19 protein-coding genes and 7 tRNA genes are annotated in these 23877 nt (G+C 44.7%); 3 read left to right on the plus strand and 23 right to left on the minus strand.

Translation table 11 applies throughout. From position 1 onward, the window contains the following. Nucleotides 1–93: 93 nt before the first annotated feature. The 15 genes from Vgang_RS09255 to Vgang_RS09325 all read right to left on the minus strand — a co-directional run bounded on the left by Vgang_RS09255 (nucleotide 94) and on the right by Vgang_RS09325 (nucleotide 11398). Nucleotides 94–2943, minus strand: a complete 2850-nt coding sequence (locus tag Vgang_RS09255; RefSeq protein ID WP_105900902.1) for a M16 family metallopeptidase — start codon at nucleotides 2941–2943, stop codon at nucleotides 94–96. Continuing rightward, the gene (locus Vgang_RS09260; RefSeq protein ID WP_105900901.1) at nucleotides 2944–3393 is read right to left on the minus strand and encodes a YqaA family protein; all 450 of its coding nucleotides are present in this window, start codon (nucleotides 3391–3393) and stop codon (nucleotides 2944–2946) included. Between the two features lie 9 nt (nucleotides 3394–3402). Beyond that, nucleotides 3403–4356 (minus strand): NADP-dependent oxidoreductase, encoded by a 954-nt coding sequence (locus Vgang_RS09265; protein ID WP_105900900.1) that lies wholly within the window; start codon nucleotides 4354–4356, stop codon nucleotides 3403–3405. 353 nt (nucleotides 4357–4709) lie between these two features. Further along, nucleotides 4710–4786, minus strand: a tRNA-Arg gene (locus Vgang_RS09270). Nucleotides 4787–4820: 34 nt separating this feature from the next. Then, nucleotides 4821–4897, minus strand: a tRNA-Arg gene (locus tag Vgang_RS09275). A 41-nt stretch (nucleotides 4898–4938) separates the two neighbouring features. Next, nucleotides 4939–5015 (minus strand) — tRNA-Arg (locus Vgang_RS09280). Between the two features lie 42 nt (nucleotides 5016–5057). After that, a tRNA-Arg gene (locus Vgang_RS09285) sits at nucleotides 5058–5134 on the minus strand. Nucleotides 5135–5213: 79 nt separating this feature from the next. Continuing rightward, nucleotides 5214–5306, minus strand: a tRNA-Ser gene (locus Vgang_RS09290). A gap of 24 nt (nucleotides 5307–5330) precedes the next feature. After that, a tRNA-Arg gene (locus Vgang_RS09295) sits at nucleotides 5331–5407 on the minus strand. An 83-nt stretch (nucleotides 5408–5490) separates the two neighbouring features. Continuing rightward, nucleotides 5491–5583 (minus strand) — tRNA-Ser (locus Vgang_RS09300). Between the two features lie 202 nt (nucleotides 5584–5785). Next, on the minus strand, nucleotides 5786–5983 hold the full coding sequence (gene csrA, locus Vgang_RS09305) for a carbon storage regulator CsrA (protein ID WP_086983112.1): 198 nt from the start codon (nucleotides 5981–5983) through the stop codon (nucleotides 5786–5788). A gap of 445 nt (nucleotides 5984–6428) precedes the next feature. Then, the gene (alaS, locus tag Vgang_RS09310; protein WP_105900899.1) at nucleotides 6429–9017 is read right to left on the minus strand and encodes an alanine--tRNA ligase; all 2589 of its coding nucleotides are present in this window, start codon (nucleotides 9015–9017) and stop codon (nucleotides 6429–6431) included. A gap of 127 nt (nucleotides 9018–9144) precedes the next feature. Further along, the gene (gene recX, locus Vgang_RS09315) at nucleotides 9145–9612 is read right to left on the minus strand and encodes a recombination regulator RecX (RefSeq protein ID WP_105900898.1); all 468 of its coding nucleotides are present in this window, start codon (nucleotides 9610–9612) and stop codon (nucleotides 9145–9147) included. Nucleotides 9613–9734: 122 nt separating this feature from the next. Continuing rightward, a complete protein-coding gene (gene recA / locus Vgang_RS09320; protein WP_105900897.1) occupies nucleotides 9735–10781 on the minus strand; it encodes a recombinase RecA in 1047 nt (348 codons plus the stop codon). Between the two features lie 113 nt (nucleotides 10782–10894). Beyond that, nucleotides 10895–11398, minus strand: coding sequence for a CinA family protein (locus tag Vgang_RS09325; RefSeq protein ID WP_105900896.1), 504 nt, complete (start codon nucleotides 11396–11398; stop codon nucleotides 10895–10897). A gap of 267 nt (nucleotides 11399–11665) precedes the next feature. On the opposite strand from Vgang_RS09325, the gene Vgang_RS09330 reads away from it, so the two are divergent. The 3 genes from Vgang_RS09330 to mutS all read left to right on the plus strand — a co-directional run bounded on the left by Vgang_RS09330 (nucleotide 11666) and on the right by mutS (nucleotide 17382). Further along, nucleotides 11666–12619, plus strand: coding sequence for a TAXI family TRAP transporter solute-binding subunit (locus tag Vgang_RS09330; RefSeq protein WP_105900895.1), 954 nt, complete (start codon nucleotides 11666–11668; stop codon nucleotides 12617–12619). 121 nt (nucleotides 12620–12740) lie between these two features. Continuing rightward, complete coding sequence (locus Vgang_RS09335) at nucleotides 12741–14630, plus strand: TRAP transporter permease (RefSeq protein WP_105900894.1); 1890 nt, start codon at nucleotides 12741–12743, stop codon at nucleotides 14628–14630. A 193-nt stretch (nucleotides 14631–14823) separates the two neighbouring features. Continuing rightward, nucleotides 14824–17382, plus strand: coding sequence for a DNA mismatch repair protein MutS (mutS, locus tag Vgang_RS09340; protein WP_105900933.1), 2559 nt, complete (start codon nucleotides 14824–14826; stop codon nucleotides 17380–17382). Nucleotides 17383–17716: 334 nt separating this feature from the next. On the opposite strand, the gene rpoS is transcribed toward mutS, so the two are convergent. The 8 genes from rpoS to ftsB all read right to left on the minus strand — a co-directional run bounded on the left by rpoS (nucleotide 17717) and on the right by ftsB (nucleotide 23691). Then, entirely contained in the window at nucleotides 17717–18688 is a 972-nt protein-coding gene (gene rpoS, locus Vgang_RS09345; protein ID WP_105900893.1) for an RNA polymerase sigma factor RpoS, read from the minus strand. Between the two features lie 104 nt (nucleotides 18689–18792). Continuing rightward, nucleotides 18793–19572: a peptidoglycan DD-metalloendopeptidase family protein gene (locus Vgang_RS09350; protein ID WP_406708307.1), complete on the minus strand. Its 780-nt coding sequence runs from the start codon at nucleotides 19570–19572 to the stop codon at nucleotides 18793–18795. A 44-nt stretch (nucleotides 19573–19616) separates the two neighbouring features. Beyond that, on the minus strand, nucleotides 19617–20243 hold the full coding sequence (locus Vgang_RS09355; RefSeq protein ID WP_105900891.1) for a protein-L-isoaspartate(D-aspartate) O-methyltransferase: 627 nt from the start codon (nucleotides 20241–20243) through the stop codon (nucleotides 19617–19619). Between the two features lie 81 nt (nucleotides 20244–20324). Further along, on the minus strand, nucleotides 20325–21068 hold the full coding sequence (surE, locus tag Vgang_RS09360; protein ID WP_105900890.1) for a 5'/3'-nucleotidase SurE: 744 nt from the start codon (nucleotides 21066–21068) through the stop codon (nucleotides 20325–20327). A 31-nt stretch (nucleotides 21069–21099) separates the two neighbouring features. After that, nucleotides 21100–22152: a tRNA pseudouridine(13) synthase TruD gene (truD, locus tag Vgang_RS09365; RefSeq protein WP_105900889.1), complete on the minus strand. Its 1053-nt coding sequence runs from the start codon at nucleotides 22150–22152 to the stop codon at nucleotides 21100–21102. A gap of 22 nt (nucleotides 22153–22174) precedes the next feature. Next, the gene (gene ispF, locus Vgang_RS09370; protein ID WP_105900888.1) at nucleotides 22175–22651 is read right to left on the minus strand and encodes a 2-C-methyl-D-erythritol 2,4-cyclodiphosphate synthase; all 477 of its coding nucleotides are present in this window, start codon (nucleotides 22649–22651) and stop codon (nucleotides 22175–22177) included. A 15-nt stretch (nucleotides 22652–22666) separates the two neighbouring features. Then, nucleotides 22667–23377, minus strand: a complete 711-nt coding sequence (ispD, locus tag Vgang_RS09375; protein ID WP_105900887.1) for a 2-C-methyl-D-erythritol 4-phosphate cytidylyltransferase — start codon at nucleotides 23375–23377, stop codon at nucleotides 22667–22669. Continuing rightward, complete coding sequence (ftsB, locus tag Vgang_RS09380) at nucleotides 23377–23691, minus strand: cell division protein FtsB (RefSeq protein WP_105900886.1); 315 nt, start codon at nucleotides 23689–23691, stop codon at nucleotides 23377–23379. Before ftsB ends, ispD begins: the two co-directional genes overlap by 1 nt. Nucleotides 23692–23877 lie beyond the last annotated feature (186 nt).

Raw genomic sequence — 23877 nt, forward strand, 5'->3', positions numbered from 1 at the left:
TACTATCAAGAATCTCATTATGAATCGAACAAACTAGTAATTGGCAACAAAGCTAGCCCCTTACGAGGCTAACCTTCTGTTAACTTATGGGCATTAACGCTTAACTTCAAGGGGCTGAACTTGAATTCCCAATTTTTTCAATTCCGGCATTAAACGTGTCGCGTCACCCACAACAATAATTTGATAATCTTGCGGCTTAAACCATTTGCTAGCCAATTGATTTAATGTCGCTTTATCAATCGTTTTCACAATCTGCGCTTTCTGAGCGATAAAATCATCACTCAAGTTGTAATCTAAGATGGAATACAACAACCCGGCTTTTTGTCCCGGGGTTTCATATTTTAAAGCATCTTGCTGCCCAACCGCTTGACGCATGAAAGCTAATTCTTCATCGGTCATACCTTGCTGACTGTAACGCTGCAATTCATTGATTAACTCTTGAATGGAAGCTGCGGTGGCATCCGCTCTTACTTGGGCGCTATAAAGCACCATGCCCGTTTCTTTGGTGCCAAACACACTGCCACCTGCACCATAGGTAAAGCCTTTATCTTCTCGCAGATTTTGGTTAATACGACTGTTGAAGTTACCGCCTAAATTATAGTTAGCTAATTGGGTTTTAAACATCTCTCCCGTTGCATCGTACGGCATGGCAATACGCGCTAAACGAACCACACTTTGCGGTGAGTTCGGTTTATCTACCAAATAAATGCTTTGCTTAGTTGGTGCTTGGTATTGTCCCGCATCTGGGATAATGACGGATGGCCCTTGCCACTTATGTAAGAAACTCAATGCTTGCTCAGCTTGTGTTTGCTCAATCGCTCCCACGATCACCGCCTTCGCACCTTGAGGCGTATAATGAGATTGATAAAAATCTTTCACATCTTGCAAAGTCAGCGCCTGCAATGAATCAACACTTCCGTCACTATCTCGGCTAAATAAGCTATTCTTGAACAACACTTGTTTGGTTGCTTGTGAAGCTAGCCAAGACGGTTGTTGATGCGAATAAATCAAACCTTGAATACTTTGATTCTTAATTCGCTCAAAATCTTGTTGATTGAATGCAGGTTTAAACAGCATTTCATCGGCTAAGGCTAATGTGGCGTCAAGATTTTTAGTCAACGACGTGATCACTAAACTCGATTGATAACCTCCTGCAGAAAAGCTCACGCTGCTACCCAGTTTATCTAATGCTTGTTGAACTTCTTCACTCGAATGCAGCTGTGTGCCTTCTTCTAACATATCCGCGGTTAACCCTGCCAACCCTTCTTTACCGGCAGGAACATAACGATTACCAGCAGGGAAAGAAATTTGAATCGCGACAGTCGGCGTCTCCGTCGTTTCAGTACCTAACACTTGGATGCCATTATCCAAATTAAAACGATATAACTCAGGCATAGTGCCGGAAACAGGCTCCCCAATTGGCGGCATAACTGAACGGTCGAAGTTATCTTGCGGCTCGCGAATATCCAGTTGCTCATCTTTGATCTTAGGGTATTGCGGTAAATCGCGTTTAGGTGCCGTAAAATTCGCTTTTTGGACCGCAAGCTGCGTTTGATTTTTCGGCACCACACTCAACACGACTTTGTGCTTACCATCGACAAACTCAGAGAAGGCTTGCTGCACACTTTGTGGGGTCACATTTCGAATTTGTTCCAACTCAGATTGCAGGCGATCCGGTTGTCCATAAAAAGTCTGATTGGCAGCCAATTGGGAAACCTTACCACTCACGCTTTGTAAGGCGTAAATTGTACCAGCTTCAGCTTGTCCAGTAATGGCATCCAATCGCTCTTGCTTAACGCCTTCCTTTTTAACCTGATCTAACGTTTCCACTACGGCTTGATAAATCGGTTTTAAATTGCCTTTATCACCCGCATCTCCCATCGCGTACACATACAAGGTACAAGACAATTCAGCACAATCTTGGAAGGCACCGGCATCAATCGCCTTTTGTGTTTTCACTAGGTTCTGATACAGAAGGCTATTTTTTCCATCCCCTAGAATAGCCGCTAGTGCATCCACAGACGCTTCAGATTGAGCACCACGATATTCAGTTGGAAATGCCATCATCACCATAGGTTGACGAATACGATCCTGCAGTGTGATGAAACGATCTTCTGGCAAAGTTACCGGTTGCTTAGGCGCATTATCAACGTCTGGTCCTTTGGGAATCGAGCCGAAATATTTTGCCACCCAAGCTAATGTTTGCTCAGTATCGATATCCCCACCAATGGTTAACACCGCATTATTTGGGCCATACCAACGTAAGAAAAATGCTTTTAGATCATTCACATCCACACGGTCTAAATCTTCAACATACCCGATGGTTTGCCATGAGTAAGGATGATTTTTGGGATACAGGGCTTCACCAATTTTCTCGTATACTAAGCCGTAAGGACGGTTATCGTAGTTTTGACCACGCTCATTTTTCACGGTATCACGTTGTATTTCAAATTTGCGTTGCGAAACCGCATTCACTAAAAAGCCCATACGGTCTGACTCAAGCCATAACATCTTTTCAAGCTGATTTGATGGCACAGTTTCAAAGTAATTGGTTCTATCACGGTTAGTGGTGCCATTGAGCGTACCACCGGCTTCTGTGACAATTTTGAAATGCTGCTGATCGCCGACATGCTCTGAGCCTTGAAACATCATGTGTTCAAAAAAGTGAGCAAACCCAGAGCGTCCAACTTTTTCACGCGCCGACCCGACGTGATAAGTCACATCCACGTGCACCAGCGGGTCGGAATGATCGGGCGATAAAATAACGGTCAAGCCATTATCTAGTTGATATTTGGAATAAGGAATGGAAGCAATATCCGGGTTAGCATCTTGCGACTCAATGAAATGGACGCCCTCAGGGAGATTTGATTGAACGTTTTTGCCTTGCCACAGCGAACAGCCTGACAAGATAACGACACCGAGTGTCACTAACCATTTTTTCATCTACATCAATCCTTTAAATACCATTGCAAGAAACAGGTATCTTAACCCTTTTCCCAGCATAATCATAAATGTACAAACCCACGGATTCATTCGTAACCATCCTGCGGCCAAGCAAAGTGGATCACCAATCACCGGCATCCAACTCATTAACAATGCCCAATAACCGTAACGACCAATCCATCGTTCCAATTGTTGACCACGTTTTTCACGCAAGGTTCGATTTGGCAGAAGTTGACCTAACCAGTAGTTCGTCATACCGCCCAGTGTATTGCCTAAGGTCGCTACCACGATCACCCAAAATACGGAAATGGCCGGCAAACCTAAGGCGGCATAAAGGCTCAACTCAGAGCTGCCCGGCAGTAATGTGGCGCTCAAAAAGCCTGAGAAGAATAAAAACCAGAGGGGATGCCCTGCAAAGGTAGATTGCAGAGCAAGATAGAATTCAGACAAGACGAGCGCTTATCCTTGCATATCAAGTAAAATCTTCCCGCGAGCACGGCCCGTTTCGACTTTCTTATGCGCATCAACCACATTTTGGTATGACACAACTTGTTCAATTTGCACCTTGATCATACCTGAGCTAATCAAACCCAATAACTCTTCCATTTGAGTAACATCAGGCTCAACCAGCATTCCCATACCAATAATGCCGCGCTTAGAGGCTTCTTCACAAACTTGAGAAGCCGTAATCGTTGGAACGGTAACTAGCCGACTCCCTGGATGCAAACACGCCATCGCATCAATAGCGGTTTGGCCACCGACGAGATCGATAAGCACATCGACTGAGCCCAATTGCTGTAGGTAATCTGGTTTTGAATAATCCAGCGCTGTCGCACCTAAAGATTCGACATAACTCAGATTACTTTCGCTACACGAGGCAAATACTTTGGTTTTTGCCGCTACGGCTATTTGGACTGCAATATGACCGACACCACCGGCACCCGCTAAGATCAATACCGTTTCACCAGATTGAATTTGCGCTTTTTCTAATGCTTGCGCCGCCGTTTGGCCCGCTAATGGAATCGCTGCCGCTGGTTTAAGAGAAATGTCTTCAGGAACTAAGGCTAGCTCATTTTCTGGAACACAAACGTATTGGCTGTAACCGCCACCACGTAGCGGGAAACCAATAAAACCGGCAACCATATCATTGAGGTTGAATTTTTTGCTGCCTTCACCTTGCTTAACAACCACACCGGAAACGTCATAGCCAGGTGTCCAAGGTAGGTTATTCTTATTATGTTGTGCAGCCCAACCTAAACCAGCTCGAGTCTTAACATCAATGGGGTTAATACCGGCATAAGATACTTTAATCAAAACCTCACCCGACTGCGGGCTTGGAATATCGGCGTCTAAGATTTCAAGTAACTCAGCCTCTCCAAATTGAGAGATAACAATTTTTGCATTAGAAGGCATAGATGTTGTCCTTTCCGTTATGCCATTGAGGCATTTGACTGTTCCTATCACGTCATAAAAATAGATGAAAAACAGACGTAAATATTTTAATACCAATCGTACTAATTATCTGATCATTCTTGCTTGTTAAAAGGCTCGATAACTTCGTTAACAATTTTGAATGTAGGATAACTACATATCGAAAATTTTTTCCTTGTTATCAAGCCTTTTTCCTATGAAACCTCTGACCATCTAATCTGTGTGATTAGTATAAGAAGTAAAATATCGCACAATGGCTCAGACTAAAAGCAACATATTCGTCGCTGGCCACAAAATGCAAAAAGCCCTACACAATTGTGCAGGGCTTCAAAATATGGCGCGCTCGGAAGGATTCGAACCTTCGACCGCCTGGTTCGTAGCCAGGTACTCTATCCAGCTGAGCTACGAGCGCGCAAATTTTTATATATTCAACATTGTGATTGAAATGGCGCGCTCGGAAGGATTCGAACCTTCGACCGCCTGGTTCGTAGCCAGGTACTCTATCCAGCTGAGCTACGAGCGCGCAGTATTTTCAATATTCACAACATTCAATATTTTGAATGATGGCGCGCTCGGAAGGATTCGAACCTTCGACCGCCTGGTTCGTAGCCAGGTACTCTATCCAGCTGAGCTACGAGCGCGCAATGAATTCTTTTCTACCCTAAGGCAGTTGTATCAAATGATGGCGCGCTCGGAAGGATTCGAACCTTCGACCGCCTGGTTCGTAGCCAGGTACTCTATCCAGCTGAGCTACGAGCGCGCAATAATTTGACCTCTAGTATAGAAACAGTAGCGAGTGATTGTCAGGTGCAAATCCAACAATATCATTACCAAACAAATGGCGGTGAGGGAGGGATTCGAACCCTCGATGCGGCTACAAACCGCATACTCCCTTAGCAGGGGAGCGCCTTCGGCCTCTCGGCCACCTCACCACGTATTTTGTTCTGTTTCAGAGATGGCGCGCTCGGAAGGATTCGAACCTTCGACCGCCTGGTTCGTAGCCAGGTACTCTATCCAGCTGAGCTACGAGCGCGCAATAATCTGATTCTCTATATTAGAGCATTTCTTTAGTTCAATATGGCTGCTAAACCCTATTCAAAAGAAACAATGCAAGAATGGCGGTGAGGGAGGGATTCGAACCCTCGATGCGGCTACAAACCGCATACTCCCTTAGCAGGGGAGCGCCTTCGGCCTCTCGGCCACCTCACCGTCTTGCGGAGGCACATATTACGTTTTACCCAAAATATGTCAAACACTTTCTTGGCAAAATTTAGGAAAAAACGTTCAACAGGATAGTATTCAATCAAATTCGTTAAAATATGACCTATTTATCCTGTTTTATTGATTTTACGATAAGTTTTTATGTACAAAACAAAGGCCAGTGGCGCTGACCTCAGATGAACAATGCAAATTAATAATTGCCAGATGGCGCAGTAGGATTGCCTTTTTCAGCTTGAATTCGCATGTAGATCTCTTCACGATGAACAGATACTTCTTTTGGTGCATTCACACCGATACGGACTTGATTCCCTTTCACACCAAGAACGGTTACGGTGACTTCATCACCAATCATTAATGTTTCACCAACTCGGCGAGTCAAAATTAGCATTATCTACTCCTTGTAGTAATCTCTATTTATTATTGCAATTGCGCTATTATCCATTAAAAGCTCTATTTGGGTAAATAAGCTTAATGATAAAAAACCACATTTTTCGGTAATTTGATGCCAATGTATTTCTTCGTATTTAGGCTTTAACTTTAAGAAATAGTTCAATCCTATAATAGCAATCATTCCATTTACACAATCAATTAAAATTATAGATTTAGTATCATAAAAGACTCATTTTATGATCTAAGCTAAAATTTAGCCCAGTATAGGCTTCTATAAATATTTAAGCTACCAATGATATTGCTCTTTTATTTCAGCTTATATACCCAAGTAACTTCAAGATGCGAGTTTCAATAAAAACCCACCCGTTAAGGCAGATTCTGATCATAAAAAAAGCGACGTAGATACGCCGCTTTTTACAATACAATTTGAAAGCGCTAGAAGATTATAACTTCTCTGCAATCCAACTTTGTGCCGACTCTAATGCAGCAGGTAGTGCCGCGCAATCCGTACCACCGGCTTGAGCCATATCTGGACGACCGCCACCTTTACCACCGACTTGTTGAGCCACTAGGTTCACTAACTCACCCGCTTTCACTTTCGAGGTAAGATCTTTAGTCACACCAGCGATCAAGCCCACTTTGTCATCCGCTACGTTACCTAACAAGATGATACCGCTACCGATTTGGTTTTTCAGCTCATCAACCATACCGCGCAATGCTTTATTGTCTGCACCATCAAGTTGGCTAATTAGCACTTTCACACCAGCAATCTCTTGCACTTGACTGATAAGACTCGCACCAGCTTGTGACGCTAATTTTTCTTTCAGTTGTTGGATTTCTTTTTCCAGCAATTTTGCTTTTGCTTGACCTTCGGCCAATTTTTGTTGGAACTGGGCTTGCTGAGCTTCAATCGCATCAAGTGCCGCTTCACCTGTTACCGCTTCTATACGGCGGATACCGGCTGCAATACCACTTTCTGATGTGATCTTAAACAGGCCAATGTCACCCGTATTGGAAGCATGAATACCACCACACAATTCGGTTGAGAAGTCGCCCATCGAAAGTACACGTACTTGCTCATCGTATTTTTCACCAAATAATGCCATTGCACCTTTTTGCTTAGCAGATTCGATGTCCATAATATTAGTTTCAACATTATGGTTACGACGAATTTGTTGGTTAACCAAACGCTCTACTTCACGCAACTCTTGCTCAGTAACGGCTTCAAGATGAGAGAAGTCGAAACGCAAGTTTTCAGCGCGAACTAGCGAGCCTTTTTGCGTTACATGTTCACCTAATACTTTTCGCAATGCTGCGTGTAATAGATGAGTTGCTGAGTGGTTTAAAGTAATAGCCGTACGACGTTCGGCATCAACTTGTGCTGAGGCTTTATCGCCTTTCGCCATCACACCCTCAACCAACTTACCGTAGTGCGCAATCGCATTACCTAATTTCTGGGTATCATTAACGGCAAACACACCAGATTCGGTTTTAATGATACCGGCATCACCACATTGACCACCTGATTCTGCATAGAATGGTGTTTCATCCAAAATGACAATCGCATCTGTACCTGCGGTGATACTTTCTACTGAATCTGATTCTACAAACATTTCAGCAACAACACTTTCGCCACTCACGCCTGCATAACCGCAGAATTCAGTATCCGCTTCAGTTTTAATTGCCTTGTTGTAGTCGGTACCAAACTGACCGGCTTCACGCGCACGCTGACGTTGTGCTTCCATCGCACTTTCGAAACCTTCTTCATCGATAGTCACATCACGTTCGCGTGCAACATCGTTGGTTAAATCAGCTGGGAAGCCGTAAGTATCGTACAGTTTGAATACCGTTTCGCCATCAAGCACTTTGTTGTCTTCAGAAAGCGCATCAATGGCTTCATTTAAAATCGCCATGCCGCGATCAAGCGTACGGGCAAAGTTTTCTTCTTCGATACGTAAGACTTTTTCCACAACAGGTTGCTGTTTCTTCAGCTCTTCACCTGCAGAACCCATCACTTCGGCGAGTTTGCCAACCAATTTATAGAAGAAAGCACCTTGTGCACCGAGTTTGTTGCCGTGACGTACTGCGCGACGAATAATACGACGAAGTACATAACCGCGACCTTCGTTTGATGGCATAACCCCATCGACGATCAAGAAAGCACATGAACGAATATGGTCAGCGACAACGCGTAATGACTGGTTATTCAGATCATCAGTACCAATCACTTCAGCGGCCGCTTTGATCAAGGTTTGGAATACATCAATTTCATAGTTTGAGTGCACGCCTTGCATGATGGCAGAAATACGCTCAATACCCATGCCCGTATCAACAGAAGGCTTTGGAAGTGGTTCCATCGTGCCATCTGCATGACGGTTGAACTGCATGAAAACGTTGTTCCAGATCTCGATAAAACGGTCACCGTCTTCTTCTGGTGTGCCAGGGCGACCGCCCCAAATGTGCTCGCCGTGATCATAGAAAATTTCAGTACATGGACCACAAGGACCTGTGTCACCCATTTGCCAGAAGTTATCCGACTCGTAAGGTTTACCGCCTTTTTTGTCACCAATACGTACGATGCGATCAGCCGGAATACCAATGTCTTTATTCCAGATTTCAAACGCTTCGTCATCCGTCTCGTATACTGTAACCAATAGTTTGTCTTTTGGCAGTTGAAGGACTTCGGTTAGAAACTCCCACGCATAAGCAATCGCATCATGCTTAAAGTAATCACCAAAGCTGAAGTTACCTAACATTTCAAAGAAAGTATGGTGACGCGCAGTGAAGCCTACATTTTCTAAGTCGTTATGCTTACCACCTGCACGCACACAACGCTGAGCAGTCGTTGCACGTGTATAGCTGCGTTTTTCCGCACCTAAAAAACAATCTTTAAATTGGTTCATCCCTGCGTTAGTAAACAGCAAGGTTGGATCATTAGCTGGAACTAATGAAGAACTATCAACAATTTGGTGTCCTTTGCTTTCAAAGAACGATAGGAACGCGCGGCGTACCTCATCTGTGCTCATGTACATGCAATTCTTCCGGAAATATTTGAGGTATAATTTTGCGTCATTGTAATGGATGACGCGCCGTTAGTAAAACAAGTTACGGCTTGAGTTTATTTGGCTTTAGTAGGGAGATCATCAATGCTCGACGCGGCTATTCCTGTTCGGATTCAAATGTCGATAATGCGTAACTAATTTGTTCAAAGTCAAAACCGCGATACTGGAGAAAACGTACCTGTTTTGCATAGGCTTTAGCATCTTCGGCTTTTTTACCTTTAAATTTTTTATGCGCCGTCTCTTTTGCCAATTCAAACCAGTCTTGTGGTTCTTGTTCAAAGGCTTGTTCTATATCTTGTTCTGACACTTGCTTGAGCATCAACTCCTGCTGAATACGTCGTTTACCATGACCTTTGAACACATGCTGACGGATCTGGCTTTTGGCAAAGCGCACGTCATCCACCCAACCATTACCTTGGCAATATTCGAGCGCTTGGTCGATGTCACTCGGCTCAAACTCTTTCAACTTGAGTTTTTGTCGTAGCTCGAACTCACCATGATCACGTCGACTCAGCATTTGTACTGCACTCTCTCTTGCCGTCAACTTGCTTTTCTTTCTTTGCATAAATCCCTGCCACTTCACATAAATCTAGTTAACCTCAGCAAGGTAGTTACCAGAGTGCCATTACAACAAAGCCCTACACATAGGCAGGGCTTTGTATTTTGAATCAGGTAAAAATGAGAGAATTAAAACTCATCACCAGCTTCGATTTCTTCAACTTCAACGGCATCTTCTTGCTCAACAACAGGAGATAGCAACATTTCACGCAGCTTAGTATCGATTTCTTGAGCAATAGCAGGGTTCTCTTTCAAGAACTTACAAGCATTAGCCTTACCTTGACCAATTTTATCGCCTTGATAGCTGTACCAAGCACCCGCTTTATCAACTAATTTATTTTTAACGCCTAGGTCAACCAATTCGCCTTCACGGTTAAAGCCTTGGCCGTATAGAATTTGTGTTTCCGCTTGCTTAAATGGTGCAGCAATTTTGTTCTTAACCACTTTGATTCGAGTTTCGTTACCGACAACTTCATCACCATCTTTAATTGAACCGGTACGGCGAATATCAAGACGAACAGAGGCGTAGAATTTTAGAGCGTTACCACCTGTTGTGGTTTCTGGGCTACCGAACATCACACCAATCTTCATACGAATTTGGTTGATGAAAATACACATACAGTTCGATTGTTTTAGGTTACCGGTTAGCTTACGCATCGCTTGAGAAAGCATACGAGCTTGAAGGCCCATGTGGCTATCGCCCATCTCACCTTCAATTTCCGCTTTCGGTGTCAATGCTGCTACTGAGTCCACAACTAATACGTCAATTGCACCAGAACGTGCTAGCGCATCACAAATTTCTAGCGCTTGCTCACCGGTGTCTGGTTGAGAAACCAATAAGTCATCAATATTTACGCCCAATTTTTTCGCATAGATAGGGTCTAATGCGTGCTCGGCATCGATGAAAGCACAAGTTTTACCTGAACGCTGTGCTGCTGCGATCAATTCTAATGTTAATGTGGTTTTACCCGAACTTTCTGGACCATAAACTTCAACGATACGACCCATTGGCAAACCGCCCGCACCCAATGCGATGTCCAAAGCAAGAGAACCCGTAGAAATGGTTTCTACGTCCATCGTGCGGTTATCACCCAATTTCATGATTGAGCCTTTACCAAATTGTTTTTCGATTTGGCCAAGTGCCGCCGCTAGAGCCTTTTGTTTGTTCTCGTCCATTTTTATTCCACCTTTCGGATGCGTTAAATCTGTTCTTAAAAGATGTGTTCATTATACTGTTGATTTGTACAGTGTCCACACCTGTATATGAATTTTTTTAATTTAATATAGGTCTAGCTGCTTTCTTCTCGATCGAGCATGTCTTCTAAATGCTCTAGCGCATGCCAACAGGCTTGCAGACGAACCTCTTCACGATTACCGCTAAAATGTTGGGTTTCCACTTCAAGCACACCTTGTGCATTACCCCAGCCGAAACACACTGTACCAACCGGCTTTTCTTCAGTGCCCCCGCTTGGTCCTGCAATACCGCTTACCGCAATAGCGTAGCTTCCGCGAGAATATTGCAGTGCACCTAACACCATTTCTTTTACTGTTTCTTCGCTGACGGCACCAAAGTGTTCGAGTGTCTCAGCATTGACATCCAGCATTTCCATTTTCGCTTCATTGCTGTAGGTCACGAACGCTCTATCAAACCAAGCTGAGCTGCCTGGCGCATCCGTCATGCTTGTTGCAATACCACCACCAGTACACGATTCAGCCGTCACTAGCATGCGTGATTGCTGTTTCAGTTTGATACCGACTCTTTTACTAAGAATATGTAATTCCGATAAATTCATTACTTCGCTCTTTTATGTTGAGTTTGAAAATGGCTATTTTTTTGTGACCTTACTTAACTTTTTGATCAAATTCATGGTTTCAAATCACACCAAACGAGATTAACAATCTTTTTACAATCGGTTCTTTTCTATACTTGCGTAGTTGTAATAAAAAACCTTCATACCTAATACTGTTGGAAAATGCTATTGGAATTGGTGCAGTTGAATTTCGCTTTTGGTATTTTCCTTCACATGCTCAGGTAAATAATAAGATTAAGGGAAGTGATCATGTTAAAAAAATTTGCCAAACAAACCAAATTTGCTAAACGAGCTTTAGTCGCACTTTCGCTTGCCGTCTCAATTCCTGTTTTTGCTGCCAGCTACACCATAGGAACCGGAAGCCAGAGCGGTACATACTATCCACTTGGTGGCATCTTAGCCAAAATTTGGAGTGATAATATTGATGACTTTGATATGCGTGCAGAAGTGACGGCCGCTTCCGTTGAAAACACCATCAAAGTTGCCACGGGTAAACAGTTAGTCGGTATCGCGCAAGGCAACGTGGTTTTGCAAGCGAATGAAGGTGTGAAACCTTTCCCGCGTAAAATGGATGTGTCGGTGCTATTTGCACTCTACCCAAATGCGGTGCAATTCATGGTACCCGCCGATTCTGATATTCATTCGATTAGCGATCTAAAAGGTAAACGAATTTCATTAGGTGCACCAGGTTCAGGTACTCGCGTCAGTGCCGTCAACATCCTAAACACGCTAGGGATCACCGAGAATGACATCAAACCTCAATCACTGAATTACACGGCAACCACCAGCGCCTTGGCTAATGGACAAATTGACGCGGGTGTGATAGTGGGCAGTTTAGGCGTTGGGGCAATTACAGAGTTAGCACTGACTCGAGATATTCGCATTTTGTCTTTTAGCGATGAAGAAATGCAAAAAATCATTGCGGCGGAGCCCTCTTACCAAGCACTAGAAGCGCCAGCAGAAAGCTATAAAAATGTCCCTGCCTTTACGACCCCAGCGGTATGGAATGTCTTAGTCGTCAATAAGAATATGCCTGAAGAACAAGCATACGAAATGACAAAAGTGGCGTTTGAGAATATGAGTAAAATTCGTCAGGTTGTTGGTGTGACTAAATTTACTACCTTGGAGAACATGAACAAACTGTCTGGCATTGCATTGCATCCGGGTGCGCAAAAGTACCTTGATGAGCAAATGAAAAAGTAAGTTTATACCCAAGTAACTTGGGTATAAATATGTATGGCGCTCACCTTATCATCCCTCTCAATGGTGAGTGCCACTCTTCTTCTACAATTCGGTTCTTTGGTTTTTTCATACGGAGTTTGAAATGACAAAATCCAAATCACTTAACCAAACTATGACTGAAGGTTTGGTTTGGCTTGCTGCTATTTTTGCCGTTGGCTTATCTGTATTTCAGGTCTGGCAAGGTTTACAGCCTACACTTTCCGCTCCGGTTTTTAGACCCATTCATTTAGCTTGGATTATCACCTTAGCTTTCTTACTCTACCCTGTGATAAAACCCGAAACCAAACTCACTGGCTTATATCTCGTCAGCCGTGTGGTGGATATTGCACTCATCGTGGCGACCTGTTGGGCGACCTATCAAATCAGTATTTTTGATTATGATGACATCAGCTTTTTACTGGATGGCTTGCAGCCTATCGACCAACTCGCCGGTGTCATTTTAGTCATTAGCTTATTAGAAGCCACACGGCGTACCGTCGGCTTTGTGATGGTGTTTATTGCCGCCCTTTTCCTCGCTTACGCTTTTTTTGGGGACGCCCTACCCGCCGGCATTGCTAGTAAAGGCTTTTCGCTAGAAGAAGTGATTCGATTCCATATTTTCTCCACCAACGGTGTTTTTGGTGCGCCTCTCGCCATCGCAGCCGGTGTGGTGTTCATTTTTGTGCTGTTCGGTGCTTTTTTGCAAGTCACAGGTGCCGGCCAATTTTTCATTGATGCCGCGTTTGCTGTGGCCGGAAAATACCGAGGTGGTCCAGCCAAAGCCAGCGTACTCGCCTCAGCGGCATTAGGATCGATTTCAGGCTCAGCGATTGCCAATACCGTAACCACTGGCGCACTCACCATTCCAATGATGAAGCGTCTAGGTTACAAGCCTGAGCAAGCCGCTGGCATTGAAGCGGCAGCGTCAACTGGTGGACAAATCATGCCTCCTGTGATGGGCGCTGGAGCATTCGTGATGGCGCAGTTTACCGGTATTCCTTATAGCGACATTCTCTTGGTTTCCATCGCACCGGCTATTTTATACTTTGCCAGTACCTTACTGTATGTCCATTTAATGGCGTGCAAATTGGGTTTAGAAGGCATGACGGTCGAAGAAAAGATTGGCATGGTAATGAAAAAAGGCTGGCATTTCTTGGTACCGCTGGTCTTTATTACGACGCTATTACTATTAAGCTACTCTCCGGTACTGGTAGGCATCGCTGGTTGTGCTGCGATATTGATTGCCGCCATGTTAAGAAAACACAGCCGCATTAGTTTTCCCGTTTTTCTACAAGGCCTAAAAGAAGGCGCAATTTCTGCTGTACCGATTTCTATTGCCTGTGCCACCGCGGGTATTGTCGTTGGTGTGGTTGGGCAAACGGGGATTGGCCTGCAATTCACCCAGTTTTTAATTGCACTATCCGGTGGCTATTTGTGGTCAGCACTGGCATTAATTGCCGTTGCAGCCGTAATTTTAGGTATGGGTCTACCGGTTACCGCCGCTTATATCGTCTTATCGGTCATGGCCGTGCCGGCATTGAATGACTTTGGTCTTGGGCTACTCACGGCTCACATGATCGTATTTTGGCTATCTCAAACCTCTAACGTCACACCACCGATTGCTTTGGCAGCCTTTGCTGGCGCGGGTATTGCTGGTGCATCGCCAATGCGCTCAGCCATTCAAGCCTTTAAATTGGCACAAGGCTTTTTCATTATTCCCGCCATGATGGCGTTTTCTGGCTTGATTTGGATTGATGGTGAGCTAACCCACTTCTTCATTGGTGTGATCACAACACTCGGTCTGATCTTCGCGTTTGCCGGCGGCATTGAAGGTCGCTTGACACATAAACTCAATATGGGTGAACGTAGCCTGCTGTTGTTGCTCGCGCTCGGCATTTTGTTTACCGATGACATTTACCGCTTAGTCTGTCTTGTGATTGTGGCCGGTATCATGCTGCTTAATGCCAAACGCCCACAAACGGCAACGTCCTAGTTAACCTCTAAAGGTAATAACCTTTCTGATGGCTCATCAATCTCGATGAGCCATTTTTATTGAGCTAATTTTAGACCATTACCCGCTTGTCGATTGCTTTCTTAAGGCATGAAAAATATCATGTCGCTCAGTGATGACATTTATTCAAAAATCTTAGGTGATACGCGTGGCTAAAACCGAAACCCATACCCCAATGATGCAGCAATATTTGCGTTTAAAAGCAGAGAATCCCGATATTTTACTGTTTTATCGTATGGGTGATTTTTACGAATTATTTTACGATGATGCCAAGCGCGCTTCACAACTGTTGGATATTTCACTGACCAAGCGTGGTACTTCCGCCGGCGAACCGATTCCCATGGCTGGCGTGCCTTTTCATGCCGTCGAAGGCTATCTCGCTAAGCTAGTTCAACTGGGTGAATCTGTCGCCATCTGTGAGCAAATTGGCGATCCTGCCACCAGCAAAGGCCCAGTTGAACGTAAAGTCGTTCGCATCGTCACGCCAGGTACTGTCACCGATGAAGCACTTTTGCCTGAGCGAGTTGATAATCTAGTGGCTGCCATTTATCAGCAAAATGATAAGTTCGGCTATGCCACGCTCGATATGACTTCTGGTCGCTTCCAATTATGTGAGCCTGAAACGCTTGAAGCCATGCAAGCAGAACTGCAACGTACTTCACCAAAAGAATTACTTTATCCAGAAGATTTTTCATCAACCAGCTTATTGGATAAATCTAAAGGTCAGCGTCGCCGTCCGGTTTGGGAATTCGAATTAGAAACCGCTAAGCAGCAACTCAATATGCAATTTGGCACCAAAGATTTAGTCGGCTTTGGCGTTGAACATGCAAAGCTTGGTTTATGTGCCGCTGGCTGCTTGATTCAATACGTCAAAGACACTCAGCGTACCGCTTTGCCCCACATTCGTTCGCTTACCTTTGACCGCCAAGATGATTCGGTGATCTTAGATGCCGCGACTCGCCGCAATTTAGAGATCACGCAAAACCTAGCCGGCGGTACAGACAATACTCTGGCCGAAGTACTCGATAAAACTGCGACCCCAATGGGCAGCCGCATGTTTAAGCGTTGGCTACATCAACCGATGCGCAATAATGAGGTTCTCAATCAGCGTTTAGATGCCATCACTGAGCTCAAAGATCAGGGCTATTTTACCGAACTTCACCCGAGCTTAAAAAGCATTGGTGATATTGAGCGTATTCTCGCGCGTTTAGCTTTGCGATCAGCACGTCCGCGTGATTTAGCTCGTCTACGTAATGCGATGCAACAACTGCCAGAGCTCTGCAGCATTACTCAAAATTTTGAACATCGCTATTTACAAAAACTCGCCCAAGCTTGTTTACCAAAAGATGAAATTTGTTCGTTACTAGAGCGAGCCATCAAGGAAAATCCACCGGTGGTGATCCGCGATGGTGGCGTATTGGCAGAAGGTTACCATGCAGAACTCGATGAACTGCGTAACCTTGCCGACGGTGCGACCGAATACTTAGAAAAGATGGAAGCGGAAGAGCGTGATCGTCACGGCATTGATAGCTTAAAAGTCGGCTACAACAATGTACATGGTTTCTTTATTCAGGTCAGCCGTGGGCAAAGTCATCTCGTACCACCGCATTATGTGCGTCGTCAAACTCTCAAAAATGCCGAACGCTACATTATTCCGGAATTAAAAGAGCACGAGGATAAAGTCCTCAATTCAAAATCCAAAGCGCTGGCGTTAGAAAAACGCTTATGGGAAGAGTTATTCGATCTTCTCATGCCACACTTGGAAAGCCTGCAAGTGCTAGCTTCTTCGCTTTCTCAATTGGATGTATTGCAAAACCTGGCCGAGCGCGCTGATTCGCTTAACTATTGCCGTCCAACATTAACCGAAAAACCAGAACTACATATTGATGCTGGCCGTCACCCTGTGGTTGAACAAGTGTTGGATGTGCCATTTATTGCCAACCCGGTTGAGCTGAACGCCCAACGCCAAATGCTGATCATTACAGGCCCGAACATGGGCGGTAAATCGACTTACATGCGTCAGACCGCCTTGATTGCACTCCTAGCGCACATTGGCAGTTATGTACCAGCAGAGTCAGCCATTGTCGGCACGATTGATCGTATATTTACTCGAATTGGCGCACAGGATGATCTCGCCTCAGGCCGCTCGACCTTTATGGTGGAGATGACCGAAACCGCTAACATTCTGCATAATGCCACTCAAAATAGCTTAGTGCTGATGGATGAAATTGGTCGCGGCACTAGCACCTATGATGGCCTATCACTGGCTTGGGCTAGTGCCCATTGGCTTGCCACTAAAATCAAAGCCATGACCTTGTTCGCGACTCATTACTTTGAACTCACTGAACTGCCTAGCCAAATAGACCACCTGGCCAATGTCCATTTAGATGCGATTGAACATGGTGACACCATTGCCTTTATGCATGCGGTACAAGAAGGGGCTGCGAGTAAATCTTATGGTTTGGCTGTAGCGGGTCTAGCCGGCGTGCCAAAATCTGTCATCAAACAAGCCAAAGCCAAATTGCAGCAACTTGAAGCACTCGGCCACCAAAAAGCGGGTAATGAAACGAGCGAGCCTAACTCAACAACCAAAGCCGTTGTGACCGAACAACAATTGAGTTTAATCCCTGAATTGAGCGAAGTGGAACACGCTTTGGAAAACATTAACCCTGATGACATGAGCCCAAGAGAAGCATTGGATGCCTTATATCGTCTTAAGAGCTTAATGGCCTAGAGACGAGTAAAAAACGGGTTCTCGTTTCTCAACATCAATAACGTCATTCCATACATGAGCCTAGGCGAAGAAGATACGGAATCTACTACCGCATGTTGAGACTCAAATTGTGGTAGGAGATCCTGAACTGCACTCCTACGTCGCTTTTCAGGATGACGTTCTTGCTAATAGTCAATTCACTCTAGGTACTCGCTTTTTTTCGAGCAACGAGCAGCGCAGCGCCCGAGACACGCCCCTCGAACATACTCCTTCTAGCAACTACGCACTAGGAACTTTACAAAAACAAAAGGGAAGCCGCTGTGGCTTCCCTTTATCAAACTAATGACGATTTACATCATTCATAATCCGCGTCGAACAAAGACTCCATGCTCAAGCCTTGCTTCATCAAAATCTCACGTAAACGGCGCAAACCTTCAACTTGAATTTGACGCACACGTTCACGAGTTAAATTAATTTCACGCCCAACTTCTTCTAAAGTGGATGGCTCATAGCCTAAAAGTCCAAAGCGACGTGCGAGCACTTCTTTTTGTTTGGGATTAAGCTCATCTAGCCAATCCAATAGTGACGCTTTAATGTCGTTGTCTTGAGTTGAAAACTCAGGATCAGCATTATTGATGTCAGGGATAATATCCAGCAGCGCTTTTTCACCTTCACCGCCAATCGGCGTATCCACTGAACTTACGCGCTCATTCAAGCGCAGCATTTTACTCACGTCTTCAACTGGCTTATCCAATTGGAATGCGATTTCTTCTGCAGTGGGTTCATGATCGAGTTTTTGCGCTAATTCACGCGCGGTACGCAAATAGATATTCAACTCTTTGACGACATGAATAGGCAACCTAATGGTGCGTGTTTGATTCATTAAGGCGCGTTCAATGGTTTGACGAATCCACCAAGTCGCGTAAGTTGAAAAACGGAATCCGCGCTCTGGATCGAACTTTTCTACCGCACGAATAAGGCCTAAGTTACCTTCTTCAATAAGATCAAGTAGTGCCAAACCACGGCTATTATAACGGCGAGAGATTTTAACTACTAAGCGTAGGTTACTTTCGATCATACGCTTGCGTGCTGCTGCGTCGCCACGTAAAGCTCGGCGAGCATAAAGTACTTCTTCTTCGGCGGTGAGAAGTGGTGAAAAACCGATTTCACTGAGATAAAGTTGAGTCGCATCAAGGCTTTTGGCCGAAATTTCATACTCTTCTTTAATATCGTCTTTTTGCGAAACTTCCTCAGTTTCCATCGCTTCAACATCGAATTCTGAATCATCGATGTCATTCATTTTGGTTACTGCATTGCTGATACTCATAAGCGCCTCCCCTTGGCGAATTAAGTTTTAGCAAGACATAACAGCTTAATATGTCATTATCGTAAGTAGCTTAATGTTGAAAATAGCCTTATTTCAAAACCGCGCTATTTCAAATAGCTTTCTGGATTCACCGACTTACCTTTGTATCGAATTTCGAAGTGCAGGCGAACACTATTGGTGCCTGTACTTCCCATCGATGCAATTTTCTGGCCAGTTTTCACTGACTGCCCTTCCTGAACGTTTAAACGGTCATTATGAGCATAGGCACTAAGGTAATCATCATTGTGTTTAATAATGATGAGATTCCCGTACCCCCTCAGAGCATTTCCGGCATACACCACGACTCCAGAAGCCGTTGCGACGACGTCTTGCCCTCTTTGCCCAGCGATATCAATCCCTTTATTGCCCTGGTCACCAACCGCGAACTTGCTGATCACACGTCCTCGTGTTGGCCATACCCAGCGTTCTACCTTGTCGTTATTTGATGTAGATTGGGTGACAGTATTATTATTGTTTTGTGTTTTCTGGGGTTCAACATACTCCTTTGATTGAGGTTGTACAACTGGGGAAGTTGACTGTTTATTTGCGACTTTAGTCGAAGAATTTGCCGTTGGCTGGCTATCACCAGCGCCGGTGCCATCAAACGCTGGCGGCACGTAAACCGAACGCCATAAGTTTAATTTTTGTCCAGGATGAATGGTGTAAGGTGGCTTTAAGCGGTTGAATCGAATGATATCGTTGACGTCTTTATCGGCAAGATAAGAGATGAAATACACCGAGTCACCTTTTTGTACCACGTAGTAACTGCCCTTATAGCTGCCACGATCATTTTTAGACGGATTCAAAGAGCATCCCGCTAAAAAGATAAGACAAAACAACGCTATTAACGTACTTCTCTTCAACAACAACCTGAATACCTTCTATGAAATTAGGCCAATTCACCCGCAATGAGGGGAACAAAACGCACGCCTTCTACCAAAGTAGAAATGCACTCCCCCGCTTTCTTTTCTATTTTTATCAATTCTTGATGTTGGTCACCAATTGGAATGATCAAAATGCCACCTTCTGCCAATTGTTCGGTTAATGCGACAGGAAGGTGAGACGCCGCTGCCGTCACGATAATGGCATCGAAAGGCCCTTTTGATAGCCAACCTTGCCAACCGTCACCATGTTTGGTTGAGACATTATAAATATCCAAATGTTTCAAACGACGTTTCGCATCCCACTGAAGTGACTTAATACGCTCGATCGAATACACATGATCCACCAGCTTAGACAGCACTGCGGTTTGGTAACCAGAGCCTGTGCCAACCTCAAGCACTCGACTATTTGGCTTTAGGTTCAACAGCTCCGTCATTTTGGCCACAATATAAGGCTGAGAAATGGTCTGCCCTGCACCGATAGGCAGTGCATTATTATCATAGGCTTGATGGCGCATGGCCTCTGAGACAAAGTACTCACGCGGTAAACTGCGCATCACTTCAAGTAAGCGAGGATCGGTAATGCCCTTTTGTTGTAATAAGGATACAAGCTGATCAGCTTTAATATTCTTCATGATTCACTATTAATTTTTTGCCATTTTTGCTGAATGAGTGACTGAATTACGGTGTTTTTATTTGAGCTACGACTCAACGCTTTATTTTGGGCTTACCCACTCTTTCATTGAGTGCATAGCTTCATGCGCAGTGAGATCGACACGCAATGGGGTCACTGAGACTTCCCCTTTTTCAATCGCATAAAAGTCTGTGCCTTCACCGGCGTCCGCTTCTTTTCCTGGAGGACCGAGCCAATAAATATCAGCGCCACGCGGGTCTTTTTGCTTAATCATATCTTCAGCATGATGACGCGCACCTAGTCGAGTGACGCGTGTAGCGCCAAGTTGCTCTAACGATAAATCAGGCACATTCACACTGATCAAATGCTTAGCAGGGATCGGATTTTTCACATGCTGCAATATCATATCTTTGGCAATTTGCGCTGCGGTATCAAAATGAGTACGACCAACCAAAGAAATGGCAATCGATTGAACGCCGAGGAAGTGCCCTTCCATAGCAGCAGCCACCGTGCCCGAATACAGCACATCGTCACCTAAATTTGCACCATGATTGATCCCAGAAACCAGAATATCTGGCATGTCATCTTTCAATAATTCATTTAAGGCAAAATGAACGCAATCGGTTGGCGTACCTTGAACCGAATATACATTAGGACGGACTTGAGTCACGCGTAATGGCGTTTCTAACGTTAACGAGTTCGATGCGCCAGATCGGTTGCGATCCGGTGCCACAATCACGATCTCTGCGATCTCTGAAAGACACTTCGCCAAGGTATTGATCCCTTGAGCGTTCACCCCATCATCATTACTCAGCAGTATTTTCATCTTCATTCCTTGATTAAGATTTTTAGCTCGATTAATCAGCGTAAACGCGCTCTTCTTCTATTGCATCGACCACTTCACGTAAAATAGCGGTTGCAAAACAGCCGGCAGGCAATGAAAAAGACAACACCACATCGTTGGCTTCAACCTGCCATTGCATATTCATGGCTTTCAATCCAATAGCACGGCGATCATGACGCATGCGATTACCTCTGATTAATGCCATCAAATCAGGTTCGGCATCAAGTTGTGGCTGTTCAAGTGCCAATGCTTGATCTTGAGTTGGCAATGCATTGTCTCCAGCCAACGCCGCGGTAATCGACGCATTACCTTGGTTAATTTGCGCTTGTAACGCCTCAATATTATTGGCATCAATACATTGCTCGCCATTTGACACTTGCACCACATCACCGAGTAATGCTTGATTGAAATAACCTTGTTCAATTCTCGAGGACACAATGTGATTGAAGATCCAAGAACGAGCGGTCGATAAATACATGCTGCGTTTATTTTGGTTACGAGTTCGTACGTTATCTCGTCCCCAACGGCGCGCTTCATTCAAGTTATTGCCTTCACGCCCAAAACGCTGTGCTCCATAATAGTTAGGTACACCTTGCTGCTGGATTTTCTCTAAGCGTGCCAATACATCATCCATATCAGAGACATCGACTAAACGTAAGATAAACTGATTACCAACTAACTCCCCTGGACGCAGTTTTTTATTATGACGCGCCGTCTCAAGCACTTTAATACTCGGATGCAAGGCTTCCAATTTTTCAGCATCGAATACCATTTCAGGCTTTGGTAAGTGGATACTTAGCCATTGCTCGGTAACCGCATGACGATCTTTTAGCCCTGCCCAGCCAACATTTTTTGATGGCACACCACAAAGACGAGCGATTTCATTGGCGACAAAAGCCGTGTTTTCTCCTTCTTTACGGATGCGCACCATCAAGTGCTCACCGTGACCAGAAAAAGAAAAACCTAAATCTTCGATAACTTGGAAGTCTTTGGCTTGCGCTTTGATTTTGGCTGTCGCAGCGGGTTTACCGCATAAGTACGCAAATGGCGCTAAAATATCAGTCATGTTGGTGTCTTTTTTAAAGAAATTATTGTTGAACAATTAAGGCAACCGCTTCACAAGCGATACCTTCTTTTCTGCCAGTAAAGCCCAGCTTTTCAGTGGTGGTCGCTTTGACATTAATATTTTCAAGATCGGTTTCAAGATCGGCGGCAATCGCTTCACGCATGCTTTGAATGTACGGCAACATTTTCGGCGCTTGGGCAATGATAGTGACATCGGCATTCCCCAAGCGGTAACCTTTTTCTTTCACAAAGCGGTACACTTCACGCAGCAAAGCTCGGCTATCGGCCCCTTTCCACTTATCATCGGTATCTGGGAAGTGTTTGCCAATATCGCCAGCAGCAATCGCGCCTAACAAGGCGTCAGTCAATGCATGCAAGGCAACATCCCCATCTGAGTGAGCAATCAAACCTTGCTCATAAGGTACAGCCACACCACCAATTATAACCGGGCCTTCTCCACCGAATTTATGCACATCAAAACCGTGACCAATGCGAATCATTATTTTTCCTTTGCGTTAACGAGATTGAGATAAGAAAAATTCAGCCAATGCCAAATCTTCAGGTTGCGTCACTTTGATATTGTCGGCGCGACCTTTTACTAATATAGGTTGATACCCAATAGCTTCCATCGCTGAGGCTTCATCAGTGATGATGCTTTGTTGTTCTAAACCATCAAGCAACGCGTGTTTCAATTCAGCTAATGGGAACATTTGCGGCGTAAGTGCGTGCCATAAGTTGTCACGATCAACAGTGCTTTCAATGTGAGCAGAACCACTACGGGCACGTTTCATGGTATCGCGAACCGGAGTTGCCAAAATGCCACCACATTGCGCCTGCTGGCATTGTTCAATCAAAGCGCTGACATCTTGCTGAGTGAGGCAAGGTCTCGCCGCATCATGGACCAAAACCCAAGGGTATTGCTCAGCATGATGTTGCGACAAGTACTGCAATCCAGACAACACCGAATCCACACGCTCTTGTCCACCCGAGACGCGCACTACATTATCTGCCTTAGCTAAGGATAGTTCAGAAAAATATTCATCTCCGTCACTCACCGCAACCACAACTAATTCGATCGCAGGATGCGCCAATAAGTTGGTAACCGTGTGCTCTAAAATCGTCTTACCATGTAAAGAGAGATATTGCTTAGGGTGATGAGTCTGCATGCGTTTACCTACTCCAGCGGCAGGCACCACAACGGCAAATCGGGTTGGGAAATCAGTCATTATTGATCATCATCAGAGTTGAAAGTGGCATTGGCTTCTGAATCATCACCAATGATGCGATAAAACGTTTCGCCATTTTTGATCATACCTAACTCATGACGCGCACGTTCTTCAATCGCATCTAAGCCTTGGCGTAAATCGTCAATTTCAGCAAACATCAAATGGTTACGCTTTTGCAAACTGTTATTCACTTCTTGTTGCACTGCAATATCCGCATGAACCGCTTGGTAATCCAAGATACCGTTCTTGCCTAAAAACAAGTCATATTGCAGGGTCGCCAAGATAGCGATGAGTACTAAAGTAAATATTCTCATCATCGACTCACTATCAAATAATTGCGCTAATGATACATTATTCGAGACAGCGGATCATGAACAAAGCGTTTAAAAGTTTTAAGAAGGTGAGAGAGTAGGTTCGTACCTCGGGCGCTGCGCTGCTAGGATCGCTTCGCTGCTCGTTTCTCGATAAAGGTAGTTCCTAGTATCAAGTCCCTAGTGGCT

It is taken from the genome of Vibrio gangliei, from assembly GCF_026001925.1.
Taxonomy (GTDB): domain Bacteria; phylum Pseudomonadota; class Gammaproteobacteria; order Enterobacterales; family Vibrionaceae; genus Vibrio; species Vibrio gangliei.

What these genes read in the sequence shown, in the direction of transcription:
- Vgang_RS09255 (WP_105900902.1), bottom strand. Translation starts at nt 2,943, where the DNA reads ATGAAAAAATGGTTAGTGACACTCGGTGTCGTTATCTTGTCAGGCTGT.
- Vgang_RS09265 (WP_105900900.1), bottom strand. Translation starts at nt 4,356, where the DNA reads ATGCCTTCTAATGCAAAAATTGTTATCTCTCAATTTGGAGAGGCTGAG.
- csrA (WP_086983112.1), bottom strand. Translation starts at nt 5,983, where the DNA reads ATGCTAATTTTGACTCGCCGAGTTGGTGAAACATTAATGATTGGTGAT.
- alaS (WP_105900899.1), bottom strand. Translation starts at nt 9,017, where the DNA reads ATGTACATGAGCACAGATGAGGTACGCCGCGCGTTCCTATCGTTCTTT.
- recX (WP_105900898.1), bottom strand. Translation starts at nt 9,612, where the DNA reads ATGCAAAGAAAGAAAAGCAAGTTGACGGCAAGAGAGAGTGCAGTACAA.
- recA (WP_105900897.1), bottom strand. Translation starts at nt 10,781, where the DNA reads ATGGACGAGAACAAACAAAAGGCTCTAGCGGCGGCACTTGGCCAAATC.
- Vgang_RS09325 (WP_105900896.1), bottom strand. Translation starts at nt 11,398, where the DNA reads ATGAATTTATCGGAATTACATATTCTTAGTAAAAGAGTCGGTATCAAA.
- Vgang_RS09330 (WP_105900895.1), top strand. Translation starts at nt 11,666, where the DNA reads ATGTTAAAAAAATTTGCCAAACAAACCAAATTTGCTAAACGAGCTTTA.
- Vgang_RS09335 (WP_105900894.1), top strand. Translation starts at nt 12,741, where the DNA reads ATGACAAAATCCAAATCACTTAACCAAACTATGACTGAAGGTTTGGTT.
- mutS (WP_105900933.1), top strand. Translation starts at nt 14,824, where the DNA reads ATGATGCAGCAATATTTGCGTTTAAAAGCAGAGAATCCCGATATTTTA.
- rpoS (WP_105900893.1), bottom strand. Translation starts at nt 18,688, where the DNA reads ATGAGTATCAGCAATGCAGTAACCAAAATGAATGACATCGATGATTCA.
- Vgang_RS09355 (WP_105900891.1), bottom strand. Translation starts at nt 20,243, where the DNA reads ATGAAGAATATTAAAGCTGATCAGCTTGTATCCTTATTACAACAAAAG.
- surE (WP_105900890.1), bottom strand. Translation starts at nt 21,068, where the DNA reads ATGAAAATACTGCTGAGTAATGATGATGGGGTGAACGCTCAAGGGATC.
- truD (WP_105900889.1), bottom strand. Translation starts at nt 22,152, where the DNA reads ATGACTGATATTTTAGCGCCATTTGCGTACTTATGCGGTAAACCCGCT.
- ispF (WP_105900888.1), bottom strand. Translation starts at nt 22,651, where the DNA reads ATGATTCGCATTGGTCACGGTTTTGATGTGCATAAATTCGGTGGAGAA.
- ispD (WP_105900887.1), bottom strand. Translation starts at nt 23,377, where the DNA reads ATGACTGATTTCCCAACCCGATTTGCCGTTGTGGTGCCTGCCGCTGGA.
- ftsB (WP_105900886.1), bottom strand. Translation starts at nt 23,691, where the DNA reads ATGAGAATATTTACTTTAGTACTCATCGCTATCTTGGCGACCCTGCAA.